Origin of the sequence: Actinoplanes sp. M2I2, from assembly GCF_023544445.1 — a bacterium.
In the GTDB taxonomy this organism is placed as follows: domain Bacteria; phylum Actinomycetota; class Actinomycetes; order Mycobacteriales; family Micromonosporaceae; genus Actinoplanes.
Genome location: NZ_JALPVJ010000025.1, coordinates 64,392 through 79,938 on the forward strand (window position 1 = coordinate 64,392; position 15,547 = coordinate 79,938).

Here is a 15,547-nt window from a genome sequence, read left to right on the forward strand (position 1 = left end):
GCCTGCGCCGACGATCAGACGCAGCGCTGCAGAATGTTGTCCCAGCTCGTGCTGCCGGGGCAGCTGACGGCCTGGGTGCTGGACGGGGCCGGCTGGGTGGCGAGCGCGAGGGCGACCGCCGAGACCAGAGCCAGGAGGAAGTGACGTTGACGTGCGCGCATGGCCTTTCCTTTCGCGGGTTGCGGACAGCGGATGGAGGACACGCGTGGTCGTCCCGTACGGCCGAACGGGAGGCATCGGAGGCCGGCCGACCTCCGCACGCGTGTCCGCGCGCTGGATCAACGGCAAGGATCGCGGCGCCGACGACCTTACTGTCGATATGACATTAAGGGCCCGACCCGCTTTGTGTCAACCCGACATTAAGACCGGCGGGGTCACTCGCGCCGACGGTCCTCCGGCGGCACGGCGCCGTGCAGCTCACGGATCCGGTCCCGGGCGGCCGCCTCGGCGTCCTGGTCCCCGATCGACCCGTACGCCTCGGCCAGCGCGGCCTGGGCCTCGATCTCCAGGTGCACGGCGCCGCACGACTGGAACAGCTCCACGGCGCGGACCAGGGCGATCTCCTGCTCGGCGCGGGCGCCGCGACGGCCCGCCAGCCTGGCGATCGACAACTGAACGCGGCCCTCGAGCGGGACGTCGGCGCCGTCGCGCGCGTGCTCCTGGGCGCCGGCGAGACGGGCCGCCGCCACCTCGAGCTCGCCGGCGAGCAGCGCCAGGTCACCGAGGCCGTGGAGGGCGTACGCGTGCCCGACCCCGCCGGGGAAGGCCGCCAGCACCTCGCCCAGCGCGTCCGCGGCGCCCGCCGGGTCACCCTGGGCCAGGTGCGCCTGGGCCTTCCAGTACAGCGTCGGCGCGAGCACCTGCGGCTTGCCCGTCTCGCGGGCCAGCCGCTCGGCCTCGCGCAGCATCGCCAGCGCCGACTCATGGTCGCCCAGGTCGAGGTGGGTCTGCCCGATGAAACGCAGGGTCTGCTGCACGCCCACCATGTCGCCGCTCTCGCGATAGTGCACGAGCGCCTCGGTGAACAGCCGCAGGGGCCGGGCCAGCTCGCCGCGCCGGCGCAGAGCGTTGGCCAGCGTGCGCAACGCCACCGCCCGGCCGTGCCGCTCCCCCACCGCGGCCAGCAACGCGACCGCCCGCTCGAGCTCCGCCGCCCCCGACACCCCCGGGCTGCCGCTGGCCACCAGCGGGGGCTGGCCGAGCGCGACCAGCACCATGCCCTCGCCTCGCCGGTCGCCCGCCCGCCGGCACGCGGCCAGCGCGATCTCGTGGGTCGCCCGCCAGTCGTCGAAGTGGGCGCCGAGCGCGTAGAACTCGTGCGCCGAGACGGCCAGATCCCAGCACAGCTCGGTGAGCCTGAGCGCCGCGGCCTGGCCGACCGCGGCCCGCACGTTGAGCCGCTCGGCCTCGAACCACTCGCGCGGCGCGGCGGCGGCGGCCGTCCACTCGGCGGCCGGCACCGGCACGTCCGGCAGACCACTGTGGACGACGTCGAACTGCCCGCCGTAGAGGGCGCCGTGGGCCCGCCGGGTGAGCGTCAGCAGCGCCCGGCACACCCGGGCCGGCGCGGCGGTCCGCTCGCTCGCCGGGGTCAGCTCGACGGCGGCCCGGTCGCGGGCGTAGGCCCGGGTGAGGTCGTGGAACCCGTAGCGCACGCCGGGGCGGACGGCGTCGATCATGCCGACCAGGGCGAGGTGGGTGAGCGCCGTGGCTGCCACCGGCCCCGGCTCGTCCAGCAGGGCGGCCGCCGTCCACTCGCCGAACGTGGGCTGGGTCAGCAGCCCGAGGGAGTAGAAGAGCCGGCGGGCGCGGTCGTCGAGCGGCGCGAGCCCGGCCCCCACCGTGCGGGCCAGGCTCTCGTCACCGTGCCGGAAGCCGTCCGGGCCCTGTTCGGTCAGCCGGCCCAGCAACGCCGAGGTGGGCCGGTGGAAGTCCTCCACCCGCATCTGCGCGGCGATCCGCAGCGCCAGCGGCAACCCGCCGCACAGCCGGACGACGGCCTCGACCGCCTCGCTCTCGGCGCTCACGTCCACCTGGGCCGACGCGACGACGTTGCGGAACAGCGTCGCGGCCGTGCCCGGATCGAGGGCGGCCAGCGGCGCGATGTGGTGGACCGGCGCGTCGATGCCGGGCAGCCGGCGCCGCGCGGTCACCAGCACCACGCAGTCACCACCACCGGGGACCAGGTCGCGGATCTGGGCGACGTCGGCCGCGTCGTCCAGCAGGATCAGCATCCGGCGCTCGGCGGTCAGCGACCGGAACAGCGCGATCCGCTCACGCCGGCGCTCGGGCACGGCGGTCTCGCCGAGCGCCCGCAGAAATTCGGCCAGCACCTCGCCCGGGTCGACCGGCTGGTCCGAGGTGCCGCGCAGGTCGGCCCAGAGCTGGCCCCCGGGGAAGGCGCCGGCGGCCTCGTGGGCCGCCCGCAGCGCGAGCGCCGTCTTGCCCATCCCGCCCGGTCCGGGAATGACCACGACCGTCGTGCGCCGCCCGCTCAGCAGCTGCCGGATCTCGCCGAGCGGGCCCTCGCGCCCGACGAAGTGCGCGGCCGCGGGCGGCAGCTGCCGGGGCAGCGGGACGGCCCGCGAGCCGCGGACGGCGGCGTCGGCCCGGGCCACCGCTTCGTCGTTGGACAGCGCCATCGCGTAGCCCAGGCGGCGCAGCTCCCGGTCGGCGCTGCCCCCGATCGCCTCCTCGTGCCGTTCCAGGGCGGCCGTGGCGTCAGCGGCGTGGCCGCTGCGATAAAGCGCCAGCATCAACTGACGGCAGAGCTGCCCGTCGGCCGGGTCCTGGGCCACGAACTGGGTCAGCTCGTCGAGGATCGCGGCGTGCTCCCCGCGGGCCAGTTCCAGCGCGAACAGCCGTACGGCCGTCCGCTTGCGCCGGCCGGTCAGGGCGGCGAGGTCGGCCGCGAAGGGCGGCTGGGGCACGTTGGCCAGGGGACGGTGACCGCGCCAGAGCCGGATCGCCTGGCGCAGATGGTCGATCTCGGCCGGCGTCCGCTGGGCGCCGCGCTCGGCGTCGGCCCGCTCGACATGCCGGCGGAACCGCAGCAGATCGAGTTCGTCGTCGGCCGCCCTCAACTCGTACCCGAAGCGGTTGCGGGTCTGGATGGCCCGCGGCCGGCCGGCCGCGGTGACCAGCTTGCGCACGGCCGAGACGGCCTTGTGCAACTGCGCGGCCTGGACGTCCGGGTCGCCCCAGCCGGCGCGCAGCAGCTCCGCCGTGGACAGCTGCTGGTTGGCCCGCAGCAGCAGGGCGGCCAGCACCGAGAGATGGTGACCGCCGGGCAGCTCGACGAGGCGGCCGTCGGGCGCCCGCACCTCGAGATCACCCAGCACCCCGAAGATGAACTGCCGTTCCCCGTCGCCCACGTCACCGACTGTGTCATGCCGGAACAGCGCACGGTGATCGACATCGCCATCGATATCTCCTGGGGGCTACCGGCGGTAGGGAAACGGTAGGGCCACCGGGAAGGCTTGACACCGGTCCGAGGGGTGGCGGCCCCACGGACGACCCGCACCGGGGGACGGCGGTCGACGCCCCGATCGCCGTCCCCCGGCGCGGCCGGCCGCCGAGACGACCGGCAAGCGCCTCGGCGGCCGCACCACGTCCGTGTCCCGGTCCCGCACCGTTCGTGTCATTCGAACATCAAGCTAGGCTGACCGGGTGACGACCCGGGACCACGCCCAGCTGCGCATCGCGGTCGACCTCGCCGTGCTGACCGTCCGTGAGGGCGCCCTGCAGGCGCTCGTCATCACCCGGGGCAACGATCCCTTCGCCGGCCGGCCCGCGCTGCCCGGCGGCTTCGTCCGCACCGACGAGGATCTCGGCGTCGCCGCGGTGCGTGAGCTGCGCGAGGAGACCCGCCTCGACGGCGACGACCTGCACCTCGAGCAGTTCGCGGTCTACGGCGAGCCGCGCCGCGATCCCCGGGGCCGGGTGGTCAGCGTGGCCTACCTGGCGATCATGCCCGACCTGCCGCTGCCGGTGGCCGGGTCGGATGCGAGCGGCGCGGCCTGGGCCGCGGTCGACAAGATTCGCGGCAGCCTGGCCTTCGACCACGACCGCATCCTCGACGACGCCGTGGAGCGGGCGCGCCGCCGGCTCGAGCTGACCACCCTGGCCACGGCGTTCTGCCCGCCCGAGTTCACCATCGGCGACCTGCGCTCGGTCTACGAGGTGGTCTGGGGCGAGTCGCTCGACCCGCGCAACTTCAGCCGCAAGGTGACCAACACGGAGGGCTTCGTCGAACCCACCGGGGCCAAGCGGGTTCCCCCGACCGGGCGACCGGCGGCGCTCTACCGCGCCGGGCCGGCCACGATGCTGAACCCGCCGATCCTGCGCACCGCGGCGGCGTAGTTTTCGTCAGTTAGACAATAATGCGGTAGGCTCGGGTCGCCGGCTCCTCCGGCCGTCCCCGAGGTGGTGCATGATGTCCCGCTTACGTCAGCTCGATCTGGTGACCACCGTCGTCCTCGCCGTCACCGTCGGCCTGCTCGGCGCGTTCGACGTGGTCGGTCCCGCCGTCACCGGCGGCGCCACGCTCACCACGCTGGGCCTGCTCGCGATCGGCTCGCTGCAGGGCCGGACGACGCTGGCCGGGCTCACCCGTTCCGTCCAGCGGCTCGGCCGCGAGATCGGCGACCACGCCGGCGCCGACCGCCTGCTGGCCCCGTCGACCTCCGGGGTGGACCTCGACCTCCGCTCGGCCACCGACGTCCGCCTGGCCGGGGTCACCCTGGCCCGCACGCTGCGCAACCACTACGCCGTCCTGCAGCAGCGCCTCGACGCGGGCGCCACCGTCCGCATCGCCGTGATAGCCCCGCACGCGGCCACCCTGGCCGAGGCCGCCCGGCGCAGCACCATCGCCGGCCACCCCGAGATCTTCGAACACCGGCTGCGTCCCACCCTCGACCTGCTGGACGCCCTGACCGACCGGGCCGCCGCCGGCCCCGGCCGCCTCGAGGTCCGGCTGCTCGACTTCGTGCCGGCCTTCGGCCTGATCGCCGTCGACCCCGAGACCCCGGACGGCCGCGCCCGCGTCGACATCTACTCGCACCGCTGCGGCACCCCCGAGCCGACGCTGCCCCTGCGGGCCGACCGCGACCCCCGCTGGTTCGCCCACTTCCTGGCCGAGTTCGACCGCCTCTGGGCGACCGGCCGCCCCTACGAGCTCAGTCGGCCGGCTGGGCTCCGATCTCCGACTCGCTGACCCGGGTCGGCTCGAGCACGCGGTGCAGGAACTCGCGGGTGCGGTCCTCGCGGGGATGGGCGAAGACCTCGGCCGGGCGGCCCTGCTCGACGATCACGCCGGCGTCCATGAACACGACGCGGGAGGCGACCTCGCGGGCGAAGGCCATCTCGTGGGTGACCACGAGCATGGTCATGCCGTCGGCGGCCAGGCCGCGCATGACCGCCAGCACCTCGCCGACCAGTTCGGGGTCGAGCGCGCTGGTCGGCTCGTCGAACAACATCAGCTGCGGGTCCATGGCCAGGGCGCGGGCGATGGCCACGCGTTGCTGCTGACCGCCGGACAACTGCGCCGGGTAGGAGTCGGCCTTGTCGGCCAGGCCCACGCGGTTGAGGTTGTCGGTCGTGATGCGGTACGCCTCGGCCCGGCTGCGTCTGAGCACCCGGCGCTGGGCGATGGTGACGTTCTCCCGTACGGTCAGATGGCCGAACAGGTTGAACTGCTGGAAGACCATGCCGATGCCGCGGCGTACGGCGTCGATGTCGCAGTCGGGGTCGGTGACCTCGACGCCGGCCACCCGGATCGAGCCGCCGGTCGGCTCCTCGAGCAGGTTCACGCAGCGCAGCAGCGTGGACTTGCCGGAACCGGAGGGGCCGATCACGCAGACGACCTCGCCCGGCTCGACCGTCAGGTCGATGCCGCGCAGCACCTCCAGGCGGCCGAACGACTTGTGCAGGCCGGTGATCTCGATGGTGGACATGGCGGTCACCTCTCCCTCCGGGCCCGGCGCTCCAGCCCGCGGACCACCTGCGACATCGGCAGGGTGATGACCAGGTAGAGCAGTCCGGCCACGACCAGCGGGGTCGGGTTGACCCGGGTGTTGAGCGTGTCCCCGGCGAACTTGGTCAGCTCGATCGTCGACGAGGTGACGCCGAGGACGTAGACCAGGGACGTGTCCTTGGTCAGCAGGATGATCTCGTTGGTCAGCGGCGGGATGACGATGCGGAAGGCCTGCGGCAGCACGATCGAGACCATCGCCCGCGGGTGCGACATGCCCAGCGTCCGGGCCGCCTCGAGCTGCCCCTTGGGTACGGCCTGGATGCCGGCGCGGATGGTCTCGGCCATGTACGCCGCCGCGGTCAGGCCGAGCCCGACGGTGACCGAGCCGTAGACGCCGCCCGGGATCTCGCGGTCGGGAAAGGCCAGCGGCACGCCGTAGCCGACCATGAACAGCACCAGCAGGGCCGGCAGTCCGCGGAACAGCTCGATGTACGCGGTGGCGAACCAGCGGTACGGCAGGATCGTCGACAGCCGCATCAGCGCGAGGACGAGCCCGACGGTCAGGCCGAAGGCGAACGCCAGCAGCGTGTAGAGGATCGTGTTGCGCAGGGCGACGGTGATCGCCTCGGGGAACATGCTCTCGGCCACGTCGAGCCGGAAGAACGCGTCGGACAGGCGGCCCCAGTCCGCGGCGCTCACGGCGGCCACGATCGCCAGGGCGAACACGATGTAGCCGGCGACGCGGAGGATCCGTCGCCGCCGGCGGGGAGTCAGTCTCATCGGGTCAGGCGGCCGGCTTCTCGCCGATCCACTCCGCGTAGACCTTGTCGTACGTGCCATCGGTGCGCGCCGCCGCGAGGGCGTCGTTGACGGCCTTGAGCAGCTCCGCGTTGCCCTTCTTGACGGCGAAGCCGTACTGCTCGCCGGTGTCGAAGCCGGCCGCGACGACGACCTTGCCCGGGTTGGCCTTGATGTACTCGTTCCAGACCGGCAGGTCGTTGACGGCGGCCACGACCTGGTTGGTCGCCAGGGCCTGCTGGAGCGCGGCGAGGTCCTTGTACGAGACGACCTCGATCTTCAGGTTCTTGTCCTTGACCTGCGTGTTGATGTACTCCTCGCCGGTCGTGCCGCCCTGGACGCCGAGCCGCTTGCCGACGAGCTCGTCGAGCGTCTTGACCTCTTTGCCGGTCGGGGTGGCCAGCGCCTGGGTGGCGTCGAAGTACGGGTCGGAGAAGTCCAGCACCTTCTTGCGCTCGTCGGTGATGGTCATGCCGGCCGCGGCCACGTCGCACTTGCCGGAGTTGAGGTCGGCGCCGGACTTGATGCCCTCGAAGGGCGTGTCGACGATCGCCTGGGTCACCTTCAGCCTGGTGGCGACCAGGTCGATCAGGGCGACGTCGAAGCCGACGACCTTGCCGCTGTCGTCCTTCGACTGGAACGGCGCGTACGGCAGGTGGGTGCAGGTGGTGAGGGTGCCGGCCTTCACCAGGGCCACGCCGCCCTCGGTGGTGCCGCCGGTGTCCTCCTTGGCGCAGCCGGCCGCGCCGCCGATCGCCAGCATCACGGCAGCGGTCAGCGCAGCCGCCCTACGACCTCGTCCAAGCATGTTCATGCGCGACATGCTATTCCACCGCGGTCTATAGGCTTTGGGCGGATGATCAGCCGGCCGCCGCATGCCGACGGCGCACCCTGGGCGCATCTGACTTTCGGCCGATGTCGGACCTCGGCCACAAGAAGGGTTTTGTCGCGGATTCGTGCCAACGCTCATCGATTTCACAGGAAACTGACATTGTCCGATTTGGATGTCCGGTAGCGGCTGCCCCACCGACAGCCGCCCGACCGGAAGGACCCCATGACCGATCCGTTGAAGAAGCGCCGCCGCCGATCACGGCTGATGACCTACGGCGCCGTGGCCGCGTCGCTGGCGCTGACCGCCGCGGGCGTGGGAGTGGCCCAGGCCGCGGCCACCCCTCCCCCGCTGTCGTTCGTCGCCGCCACCGGGCAGGTGACCGCCGAGCGGTACGACTACGACGGCGAGATCTACTTGTCCTTCGATCTGGGCCTGCACGTGGTGGCCGGCAAGGACCCGCTCGAGATCTGGGTCAAGCGCGCCGGGTACGACAAGCCGATCGTGGCCGAGCGCCTGGTCGTGCAGAACGGCAAGAAGAAGAAGGTCGCGCTGCCGGCCGGCCTGATCAGTGACTTCACCGGCCTCAAGGACTTCACCACCATCTCCATCGCCGACGAGGCCGGGAAGGTGGTCACCGAGTACAAGACCCCGTTCTGCGGCAACTCGTACTCCTCGGCGCGGACCCGGCCCGACGCCCCGGCCACCAACCCGTACCCGACGTCGTGCGGTGGCTACAACCCGTTCACGCTCGGCGCGGTCTGGGGTGTGCAGGCCGGCTGGGACTCCGCGGTCCCCGACCAGCCCGAGTACGACGAGGCGAAGCCCTTCATCCTGCCGGTCGGCAAGTACACCGCCACCGCCACGGTCAACCCCGTCTACCGCGACCTGCTCGGCATCCCGAAGGACCAGGGCAGCGCCAAGGTCACGGTCGACGTGGTGGACGCCGAGACCGACAAGGCCGGCCTGGCCCGGGTGAAGGCGGCCGACGCCGGTCCGGCGGCCACGACCGACGAGCACTCGATCCACACGGCCGAGGGCGACGCCAAGCGCCAGGTCTCCGCGTACGTGCCGGAGCTGCGCGCGCCGGCGAAGCGGCCCACCCCGCTCAAGGCCGCCCCGTCCGGCGGTCCGCGACCGGACCTGCGCTCGCTGCCGGCGTGGGAGATCGCGCTGTCCGAGGAGGACGGCAAGACGTACGTGAACTTCGGCGCGACCGTGTGGAACGCCGGCACGTCGCCGCTGCTGGTCGACGGCTTCCGCCGCACCGGCACCGAGCTGATGGACGCGTACCAGTACTACTTCGACGCCAAGGGCAACCAGGTCGGCAGCCGGCCGGCCGGCACGATGGAGTGGGACGCCCGCGAGGGTCACAAGCACTGGCACTTCACCGACTTCGCGCAGTACAACCTGCTCGACTCGACCCAGAAGCTCTCGGTGCGCAGCGGCAAGGAGGCGTTCTGCCTGGCCAACACCGACGCGGTCGACTTCACCATCCCGAACGCGAAGTGGCAGCCGGAGAACACCGACCTGTCCACCTCGTGCGGCGCGAACACCGTGATCGCGGTGCGTGAGGTGCTCGACATCGGCAACGGCGACACCTACAGCCAGTACCGGCCGGGTCAGTCGTTCGAGATCACCGACCTGCCCAACGGCACCTACTACATCCAGGTGCTGGCCAACCCCGAGAAGAAGCTGGCCGAGCTGGACACCACCAACAACTCGGCGCTGCGCCAGATCATCCTCGGCGGCACGCCCGACGCCCGTACCCTGACCGTTCCGCCGGTCCACGGCATCAAGGGCTGACCCACGCCGGCGCCCCGGTTCCCCCACGCGGGGACCGGGGCGTTCCGCTCGGGTGATGTCAAGCGAGCGGGGGCCGGACGAAGAACGAGCCGTCGGCCCGGGTGTCGCTGCCGTCGAACTGGTCGATCCACAGCTCGTCGCCCACACGACGCAGGAAGAACGTCCGGTAGTTGAAGGACTCGAGCGAGACACTGCCGGCCACGAAGCCGGCCCGGCCGCAGAACGTCGCGTCCCGGCGGAACAGCACGGTGCCCTCCTCGGGGCTGAGCCGCAGCCGGAACGACGAATGGCGCAGATATCGGCCGTCGGGGCCCCGCAACGACACGCAGGCCGGGTCGGCGAGACCCGCGACCGCCCGCAGCGTGGCCTGCTGCCGGTCGGCGGGGGCGCTCGACGGCCCGACGGCGGCCAGCACCCCTTGGTCGCCGGCCACGGTCACGTACGACCCCGCAAGACCGGCCGACTCCAGCGACACCGGTCCGATCACCGGCGGCCGGGCCGACGAGCCCGGCAACGGCACCACCGGGCCCGGGCGGGGCACCACGGCGACCGCCGGGACGGGCTGCGGGGCGGTGGCCCATCCCGTCGCCGGCACGGTGACCCCCACGGCCAGGAACCCGGCCCCCACCACGGCCGCCAGCGGATGGGCGGTGGCTGCGTGCACCGCGCCGCTCGCCCACTTCGAGACGCCGGACACCGTCGCCGCGGGCGAGGCCATCACCGCCGCGCCACCGCCCGCGGTCTTGGCCAGAACGGCCGCGGCGAGGGCGATCGGCACGGGCAGCAGCGCCAGGGTGGGCAGCAGCCGGTCGGCCGGCACGAGCTCGCCGGCCGCGCGGGCGCAGACCGGGCACGAACGGACGTGACGGCCGATCCGTTTGCGCCAGTACGGGCTCGGCGCCCCGTCCCAGTCGGCCACGACGTCACCGAGCACGTCGCATCCGGGCAGCGCCTCCAGCGCGGCCACGATGGCCCGGCTGAGCTCGAGCTGCTCGCGGGACCGCTGGATCCGTACGCCCGCGTGTGCCACCCCGACCCCCAGCGCGGCGGCGACCTCGGCGCGGGTCAGCTCGCCGATCAGTTCGAGCCACCACAGCGAGAAGGCCGTGCGCTCGTCCGGGCCCATCCACCGCGCGGCCTGCCGCACCTGACGCCGCTGCTGGGTCAGGGCCGCCCGCAGCAACGCGGGCCCCTCCACCTCGGCGCCGGCATCCGGCCGGCCGGCCGCCTCGGTCAGCGGCGCCGACCGCCGGGCGGCCAGGCTCGCCCGGGCCCGATGGGTGCCGATCTGATGGACGGCGACGGTCGTCAGCCACGCCCGGAAGCTGCCCGGTGAGCGCAGATCCCCGAGCTGCCGCAGGGCCCGCACCATGACGTCCTGCACCACGTCGTCGACCTCGGCCTCGTCGTGCAGCACCTGCCGGACGAGGTGGTAGACCATGGGCAGGTGACGGCGGGCGAGCTCGTCCCGGGCGTCCCGGTCACCGGCCCGGGCCGCCCGGACCACGGCGTCGTCGTCGGCCTGACCGGGTCGAACCATCAGCTGTCCTCAATCCGATGGACGGTGGTGAACGCTCACACAGCCTGCGTCCGGATGGTAGGAGGGCCCGACCCCGGATTCAAGCGGCGCCGGGACTACTCCTCGTGGAGGGTGAAGGTGGCGGAGCGCAGGAACGCCGCGTCGGTCTGCTGGGGATCGAGCCGCAACTGCCCGTCGACGACCCGTACGAGCCGGTCGGGGTAGTTGAACGACGCGAGCCGCACCGTGCCGGGGCCGGGTCCGGGCCGCGGACAGAAGGTCGAGTCCATCCGGAACAGCTCCCGGTCCTCCTCGGGGCTCAGCATGATGCGGAAGGAGGCGTGCCGGAACCAGCGGCCGTCGCCGGCGCGCAGCGAGACGCATTGCGCATCGGTGACTCCCGGGATCGCGTTCAGCACGACACCGGGGACACCCGTCGCCGTGACGAGGAAGTTCCCGTCGAGCGCCACGACGGCGCCCGGTGACCCGGCCGGTCGCAGCACCACCCGCCCCGGCGGCACGAGCCGGGCGGCGCCGGGGCCGGCCGGGGCACTCGGCCGCGGCGTCGCCGAGGCGGTGGACGACGGGGGACGCGGCGAGGCCGGTCGGCCGGCGCCGCCGGAGGCCGAGGCCGACGGGGCCGCCGTGGGGGCCGGGCGCGACGGCGGCGGGGCATCGTCCGGCCGGGCCAGGTAGACACCGCCGGAGACGGCGGCCCCGATGAGCACGGCCGTCACCACCTTGGCGCCGAACACTGTCCCGGCGCCGGTGGCCCCCGCCGTGGCGACCGCGCCGAGCACTCCGGACGCCCCGGCGGCGGCCGACAGGGGAATCGCCGCGGCCGCCGGCAGGGGGATCGCCGCCGCGCCGACCACCAGCCGTTCGAGCGGGAAGAAGCCGGTCGGCGCCGCACCACACACCGGGCAGTCGCGCACGTGGCGGGCGAAGCGCTTGCGCCACCGGGGACTGGGCGTGCCGTCCCAGCCCTCGGCCACCTCGTCGAGTCCGGGACACCGGGGTTCGGCCTGCAGCGCGGCCACCAGGCACCGGCTGAGCTCGAGCTGCTGACGCATCCGCTGGAGCCGGACCCGGGCGTGCGCCGGCGAGAGACCCAGCGTCCGCACCAGCTCGGCCCGGGTGATCTCACCCGCCACCTCGCGCCACCACAGCGCCGCCAGCTCCTGGTCGTCGGGATCGAGCCAGCGGGTGGCCTCGGCCACCTGGCGCCGCTGGGCCGACAGCCCCAGCCGCAGCAGCGTGACGTCGGCGAAGTCGGCCGCCGGGTCGGCCAGCCGGGCGGCGTCGTCCAGCGGGGCCGAGCGTTCGCGCTCCTGCTGCCACGCGCGCAGCCGGGTGCTGACCTGGTGCATCGCGATCGCGACGAGCCAGGACCGGAAGCTGGCCGGGGTCCGCAGGGTCGGCAGATCACGGTGCGCCCGCAGGACCGTCTCCTGCACGACGTCGTCCACGTCGGCGTGCCCGTCCAGGGCCCGGCCGACGATGCGATAGAGCAACGGCAGGTACGCGGCGATCAGCGCCTCCGCGGCCGGGCGGTCGCCGTTGCGGGCGGCGACGACCAGCGCGCTCAGCTCCGCCGCGTTTTCTGTTACGGCGCCGGGGCCGGTGCCGCCTCCTACCTGGGCGTGGCGTCCTGCCGCCCTGTCGCCTGCCGCCACGGCCCCTCCCCTCACCGGTTTTCCACCGCTCGATGCCGCACCGATGATATCGACAACCATCGCGGATCGGTCGCGCATTCAGCCCTCGACGGGAATCGACACATCTCCCTGTTCAACCGGGGCGTGTGGTCGCATTCCTTTAAGACGCGAAACGTTTCTTCTCTCGTTCGCTCGTGCGTAATCCGTGGAGTGAACAGTCTCTGCCACCCCACGTGCCGGAAAGTCGGACGGTGCTTCTCAGGGTGTCCGATCGGTAAAGCACACAGCCTCGATCCGCCACTCATCACAACCTTGATCCGCCGCTCCTCACAGCTGGGACCGGCGCTCCCCAAAGCCGGACCGGCACTCCCCGCAACTCCGGGCCGGCTTTGCGAAGTCGTCGGGCCGTCTTCGGAAGTTGTCCGGACCGGCACTCCCGAGCGCTGCCCGAACGGCCCCCAAAGGACCCGGCACTCCCCAGAGCTGTCCAGCCCGGCACTGCCTAGAGCTGTCCATGCCGCGCCGGAGTCTGACCCACGATGGCAGGCTCCGGCAGCTGAAGATTGGCCGCGCCCGCGGTATGCGCTTCGCGCACACCATGATCGGGGCTCACCCCGGCCCGTCGAGCCTGGGATGGCGGAGGCGCCGGCTCGGTGTCCGCCGGCGTGGACGACGATCCGGCGGTCCCGGACATGGTTGCCGCACGGCGTTGAGCAAGGCGGCGGCCGCGACGCCCTCCAGCCGGCCGATCACGATGCGAAAACCCATCGAAGCTGCCCCCTCCACCAGAACGCCACTGCCGACGACCGGCGTGACCGACTGCTGTGAACGCTAACAAAGAATCGCATGAATGGGCGAGATTCGACAGTCGCAGACCGGTGGGGGTGCCCGCAAGGTCACGAGAACTATTCAGGTCTCTCCGTGGCGGATGCGGCCTCGCGACCAATCAGGCCCACCGTACGTAACACTTTTTCACTACCCGATTTTCTTCGGCTCGGACGTCTTTTGCTCCGCTCACCACGACCGCGAAACTGTTACGCCGACCGTCGCCGATATGCCCCGGCCGATACGCCTTGAGTCGCCGGAAACATCCTGGCAATATGCGTCATTGAGCTGGGAGCGCTCCCATTCGTACCCCCGCTCGGCCCCCGCAGAAAGGCACATCCCCTGATGAATCCCCGAATCCCCCGCCGACGCAGCCTGCTGCTCTCGGCCGCCGCCGCAGGTGCGGTGATCGCCGCCAGTGTCGCGGTTGTCGGCACCGCCGAAGCGGCCAGCACGCTCGGCGCCTCGGCCGCCCAGTCCGGCCGCTACTTCGGCGCCGCGATCGCGGCCGGCCGGCTCGGCGACTCCACGTACACCCGGATTCTCACCACGGAGTTCAACTCGGTGACCGCCGAGAACGAGATGAAGTGGGACGCCACCGAGCCGCAGCAGGGCCGATTCACGTACACCAACGGCGACCGCATCCTCAACCAGGGTCTGTCCAACGGCGCCAAGGTCCGCGGCCACGCGCTGCTCTGGCACGCCCAGCAACCCGGCTGGGCCCAGTCGCTGTCCGGGACCGCCCTGCGCAACGCCGCCATCAACCACGTCACGCAGGTGGCCACCCACTACAGGGGCAAGATCTACGCCTGGGACGTGGTCAACGAGGCCTTCGCCGACGGCGGCAGCGGCGCCCGGCGTGACTCCAACCTGCAGCGCACCGGCAACGACTGGATCGAGGCCGCCTTCCGCGCCGCGCGGGCCGCCGACCCGGCCGCCAAGCTCTGCTACAACGACTACAACACCGACGGCATCAACGCGAAGTCGACCGGCATCTACAACATGGTCCGCGACTTCAAGTCCCGCGGCGTCCCGATCGACTGCGTGGGCTTCCAGTCGCACCTGGGCACCGGCATCGACTCGACCTACCAGGCCAACCTGAAGCGCTTCGCCGACCTCGGGGTCGACGTGCAGATCACCGAGCTCGACATCGAGCAGGGCGGCAACCAGGCCAACATCTACGGCACCGTCACCCGGGCCTGCCTGGCCGTGTCCCGATGCACCGGGATCACCGTCTGGGGCATCCGCGACACCGACTCGTGGCGCACCGGCGCCAACCCGCTGCTGTTCGACGGCTCGGGCAACAAGAAGGCCGCGTACACCTCGGTCCTGAACGCCCTGAACGCCGGTGGCACCACACCGCCGGTCACCACACCGCCGGTGACCACCCCTCCGGTCACCCCGCCGACCACCTCGTCGCCGCCGCCGGCGGGCTCCGGCTGCGCCGCCACCGTCTCGCTGAACACCTGGAACGGCGGGTACGTGGCCTCGGTCCGGGTGACCGCCGGTTCCGCCGCGATCAACGGCTGGACCGTCAGAGTGGCCCTGCCCTCCGGCGGCGCGGTGACCGGCGCGTGGAGCGCGACCAACACCGGCACCACCGGGACGGTCGCCTTCCGCAGCGTCGACTACAACCGGCAGGTCCCGGCCGGCGGCAGCACCGAGTTCGGCTTCCAGGGCACCGGCGCCGGCCCGGCCGCCGCCCTCGTCTGCACCGCCGGCTGACCCACAACGTCCCTCACCCGCCGGCCCGGACCTCCGGGCCGGCGGGCTTTCCTCATCCGCGACACCCCACCGGCGACCATGGAGACCGACGGCAGCGGCCTCATGTTTCGGACCGGCGCGTCCTGGGTGTTCTGGTGGATCACGTGGGAGCGGGGCGAGATGCGGTGCGAGAGCTTGCCGAGGAGACCGGGCTGCGGGCCACGATCGGCCGGCAATTGTGGGTCGGGCGACATAACGGCCGTCCAGCCTTCTCCTTCCAGATGACTGGCGTTGCTGGTGTGCCCATGCTGTCCGGTCCCGAGTCCGTGGAGAACAGCTTCGAGTTGATGTGGGTGACTGCGGATGAGTTCGAGGCGTTGAATCTGCACCCGGCTGACGTCCGTGTGGTCTTGGCGGAGCTGCTCGCCGGGTAGCCG

12 protein-coding genes are annotated in these 15,547 nt (G+C 72.5%); 5 read left to right on the forward strand and 7 right to left on the reverse strand.

The genetic code is table 11. The features are described 5' to 3' along the window. Nucleotides 1-14 precede the first annotated feature (14 nt). Together HJC40_RS37220 and HJC40_RS37225 are read right to left on the reverse strand one after the other, a co-directional pair. Nucleotides 15-161 carry a hypothetical protein gene (locus tag HJC40_RS37220; protein WP_250008214.1) on the reverse strand — a complete coding sequence of 49 codons (147 nt, stop codon included), beginning with the start codon at nt 159-161 and terminating at the stop codon, nt 15-17. 213 nt (nt 162-374) lie between these two features. Continuing rightward, nucleotides 375-3,374 (reverse strand): BTAD domain-containing putative transcriptional regulator, encoded by a 3,000-nt coding sequence (locus HJC40_RS37225; protein WP_250008215.1) that lies wholly within the window; start codon nt 3,372-3,374, stop codon nt 375-377. A gap of 295 nt (nt 3,375-3,669) precedes the next feature. Here HJC40_RS37225 and HJC40_RS37230 point away from each other — a divergent pair, with 295 nt between their 5' ends. Next, nucleotides 3,670-4,362 carry an NUDIX domain-containing protein gene (locus HJC40_RS37230; RefSeq protein WP_250008216.1) on the forward strand — a complete coding sequence of 231 codons (693 nt, stop codon included), beginning with the start codon at nt 3,670-3,672 and terminating at the stop codon, nt 4,360-4,362. 73 nt (nt 4,363-4,435) lie between these two features. After that, a complete protein-coding gene (locus tag HJC40_RS37235) occupies nt 4,436-5,215 on the forward strand; it encodes a hypothetical protein (RefSeq protein ID WP_250008217.1) in 780 nt (259 codons plus the stop codon). On the opposite strand, the gene HJC40_RS37240 is transcribed toward HJC40_RS37235, so the two are convergent. From HJC40_RS37240 to HJC40_RS37250, 3 genes are read right to left on the reverse strand one after another with little or no spacing between them, the layout of a single operon-like run. Continuing rightward, complete coding sequence (locus HJC40_RS37240) at nt 5,178-5,954, reverse strand: amino acid ABC transporter ATP-binding protein (protein ID WP_250008218.1); 777 nt, start codon at nt 5,952-5,954, stop codon at nt 5,178-5,180. The genes HJC40_RS37235 and HJC40_RS37240 overlap by 38 nt on opposite strands. A 5-nt stretch (nt 5,955-5,959) precedes the next feature. Further along, nucleotides 5,960-6,754 (reverse strand): amino acid ABC transporter permease, encoded by a 795-nt coding sequence (locus tag HJC40_RS37245; RefSeq protein WP_250008219.1) that lies wholly within the window; start codon nt 6,752-6,754, stop codon nt 5,960-5,962. Between the two features lie 4 nt (nt 6,755-6,758). Continuing rightward, entirely contained in the window at nt 6,759-7,586 is an 828-nt protein-coding gene (locus HJC40_RS37250) for a transporter substrate-binding domain-containing protein (RefSeq protein ID WP_250008220.1), read from the reverse strand. A 240-nt stretch (nt 7,587-7,826) separates the two neighbouring features. On the opposite strand from HJC40_RS37250, the gene HJC40_RS37255 reads away from it, so the two are divergent. Continuing rightward, nucleotides 7,827-9,407, forward strand: a complete 1,581-nt coding sequence (locus HJC40_RS37255) for a lysyl oxidase family protein (RefSeq protein WP_250008221.1) — start codon at nt 7,827-7,829, stop codon at nt 9,405-9,407. Nucleotides 9,408-9,465: 58 nt separating this feature from the next. On the opposite strand, the gene HJC40_RS37260 is transcribed toward HJC40_RS37255, so the two are convergent. Beyond that, on the reverse strand, nt 9,466-10,947 hold the full coding sequence (locus HJC40_RS37260; RefSeq protein WP_250008222.1) for a sigma-70 family RNA polymerase sigma factor: 1,482 nt from the start codon (nt 10,945-10,947) through the stop codon (nt 9,466-9,468). A 95-nt stretch (nt 10,948-11,042) separates the two neighbouring features. Continuing rightward, on the reverse strand, nt 11,043-12,602 hold the full coding sequence (locus HJC40_RS37265) for a sigma-70 family RNA polymerase sigma factor (protein ID WP_250008223.1): 1,560 nt from the start codon (nt 12,600-12,602) through the stop codon (nt 11,043-11,045). A gap of 1,149 nt (nt 12,603-13,751) precedes the next feature. Here HJC40_RS37265 and HJC40_RS37270 point away from each other — a divergent pair. Both HJC40_RS37270 and HJC40_RS37275 read left to right on the forward strand, forming a co-directional pair. Further along, entirely contained in the window at nt 13,752-15,131 is a 1,380-nt protein-coding gene (locus tag HJC40_RS37270) for an endo-1,4-beta-xylanase (protein ID WP_250008224.1), read from the forward strand. A 134-nt stretch (nt 15,132-15,265) separates the two neighbouring features. After that, nucleotides 15,266-15,544 (forward strand): NUDIX hydrolase, encoded by a 279-nt coding sequence (locus HJC40_RS37275; protein ID WP_250008225.1) that lies wholly within the window; start codon nt 15,266-15,268, stop codon nt 15,542-15,544. Nucleotides 15,545-15,547 lie beyond the last annotated feature (3 nt).

Excerpts from the sequence above, each read along its gene's own strand:
- HJC40_RS37220 (WP_250008214.1), bottom strand. The coding sequence starts at position 161 with ATGCGCGCACGTCAACGTCACTTCCTCCTGGCTCTGGTCTCGGCGGTC.
- HJC40_RS37235 (WP_250008217.1), top strand. The coding sequence starts at position 4,436 with ATGTCCCGCTTACGTCAGCTCGATCTGGTGACCACCGTCGTCCTCGCC.
- HJC40_RS37240 (WP_250008218.1), bottom strand. The coding sequence starts at position 5,954 with ATGTCCACCATCGAGATCACCGGCCTGCACAAGTCGTTCGGCCGCCTG.
- HJC40_RS37245 (WP_250008219.1), bottom strand. The coding sequence starts at position 6,754 with ATGAGACTGACTCCCCGCCGGCGGCGACGGATCCTCCGCGTCGCCGGC.
- HJC40_RS37250 (WP_250008220.1), bottom strand. The coding sequence starts at position 7,586 with ATGAACATGCTTGGACGAGGTCGTAGGGCGGCTGCGCTGACCGCTGCC.
- HJC40_RS37255 (WP_250008221.1), top strand. The coding sequence starts at position 7,827 with ATGACCGATCCGTTGAAGAAGCGCCGCCGCCGATCACGGCTGATGACC.
- HJC40_RS37260 (WP_250008222.1), bottom strand. The coding sequence starts at position 10,947 with ATGGTTCGACCCGGTCAGGCCGACGACGACGCCGTGGTCCGGGCGGCC.
- HJC40_RS37270 (WP_250008224.1), top strand. The coding sequence starts at position 13,752 with ATGAATCCCCGAATCCCCCGCCGACGCAGCCTGCTGCTCTCGGCCGCC.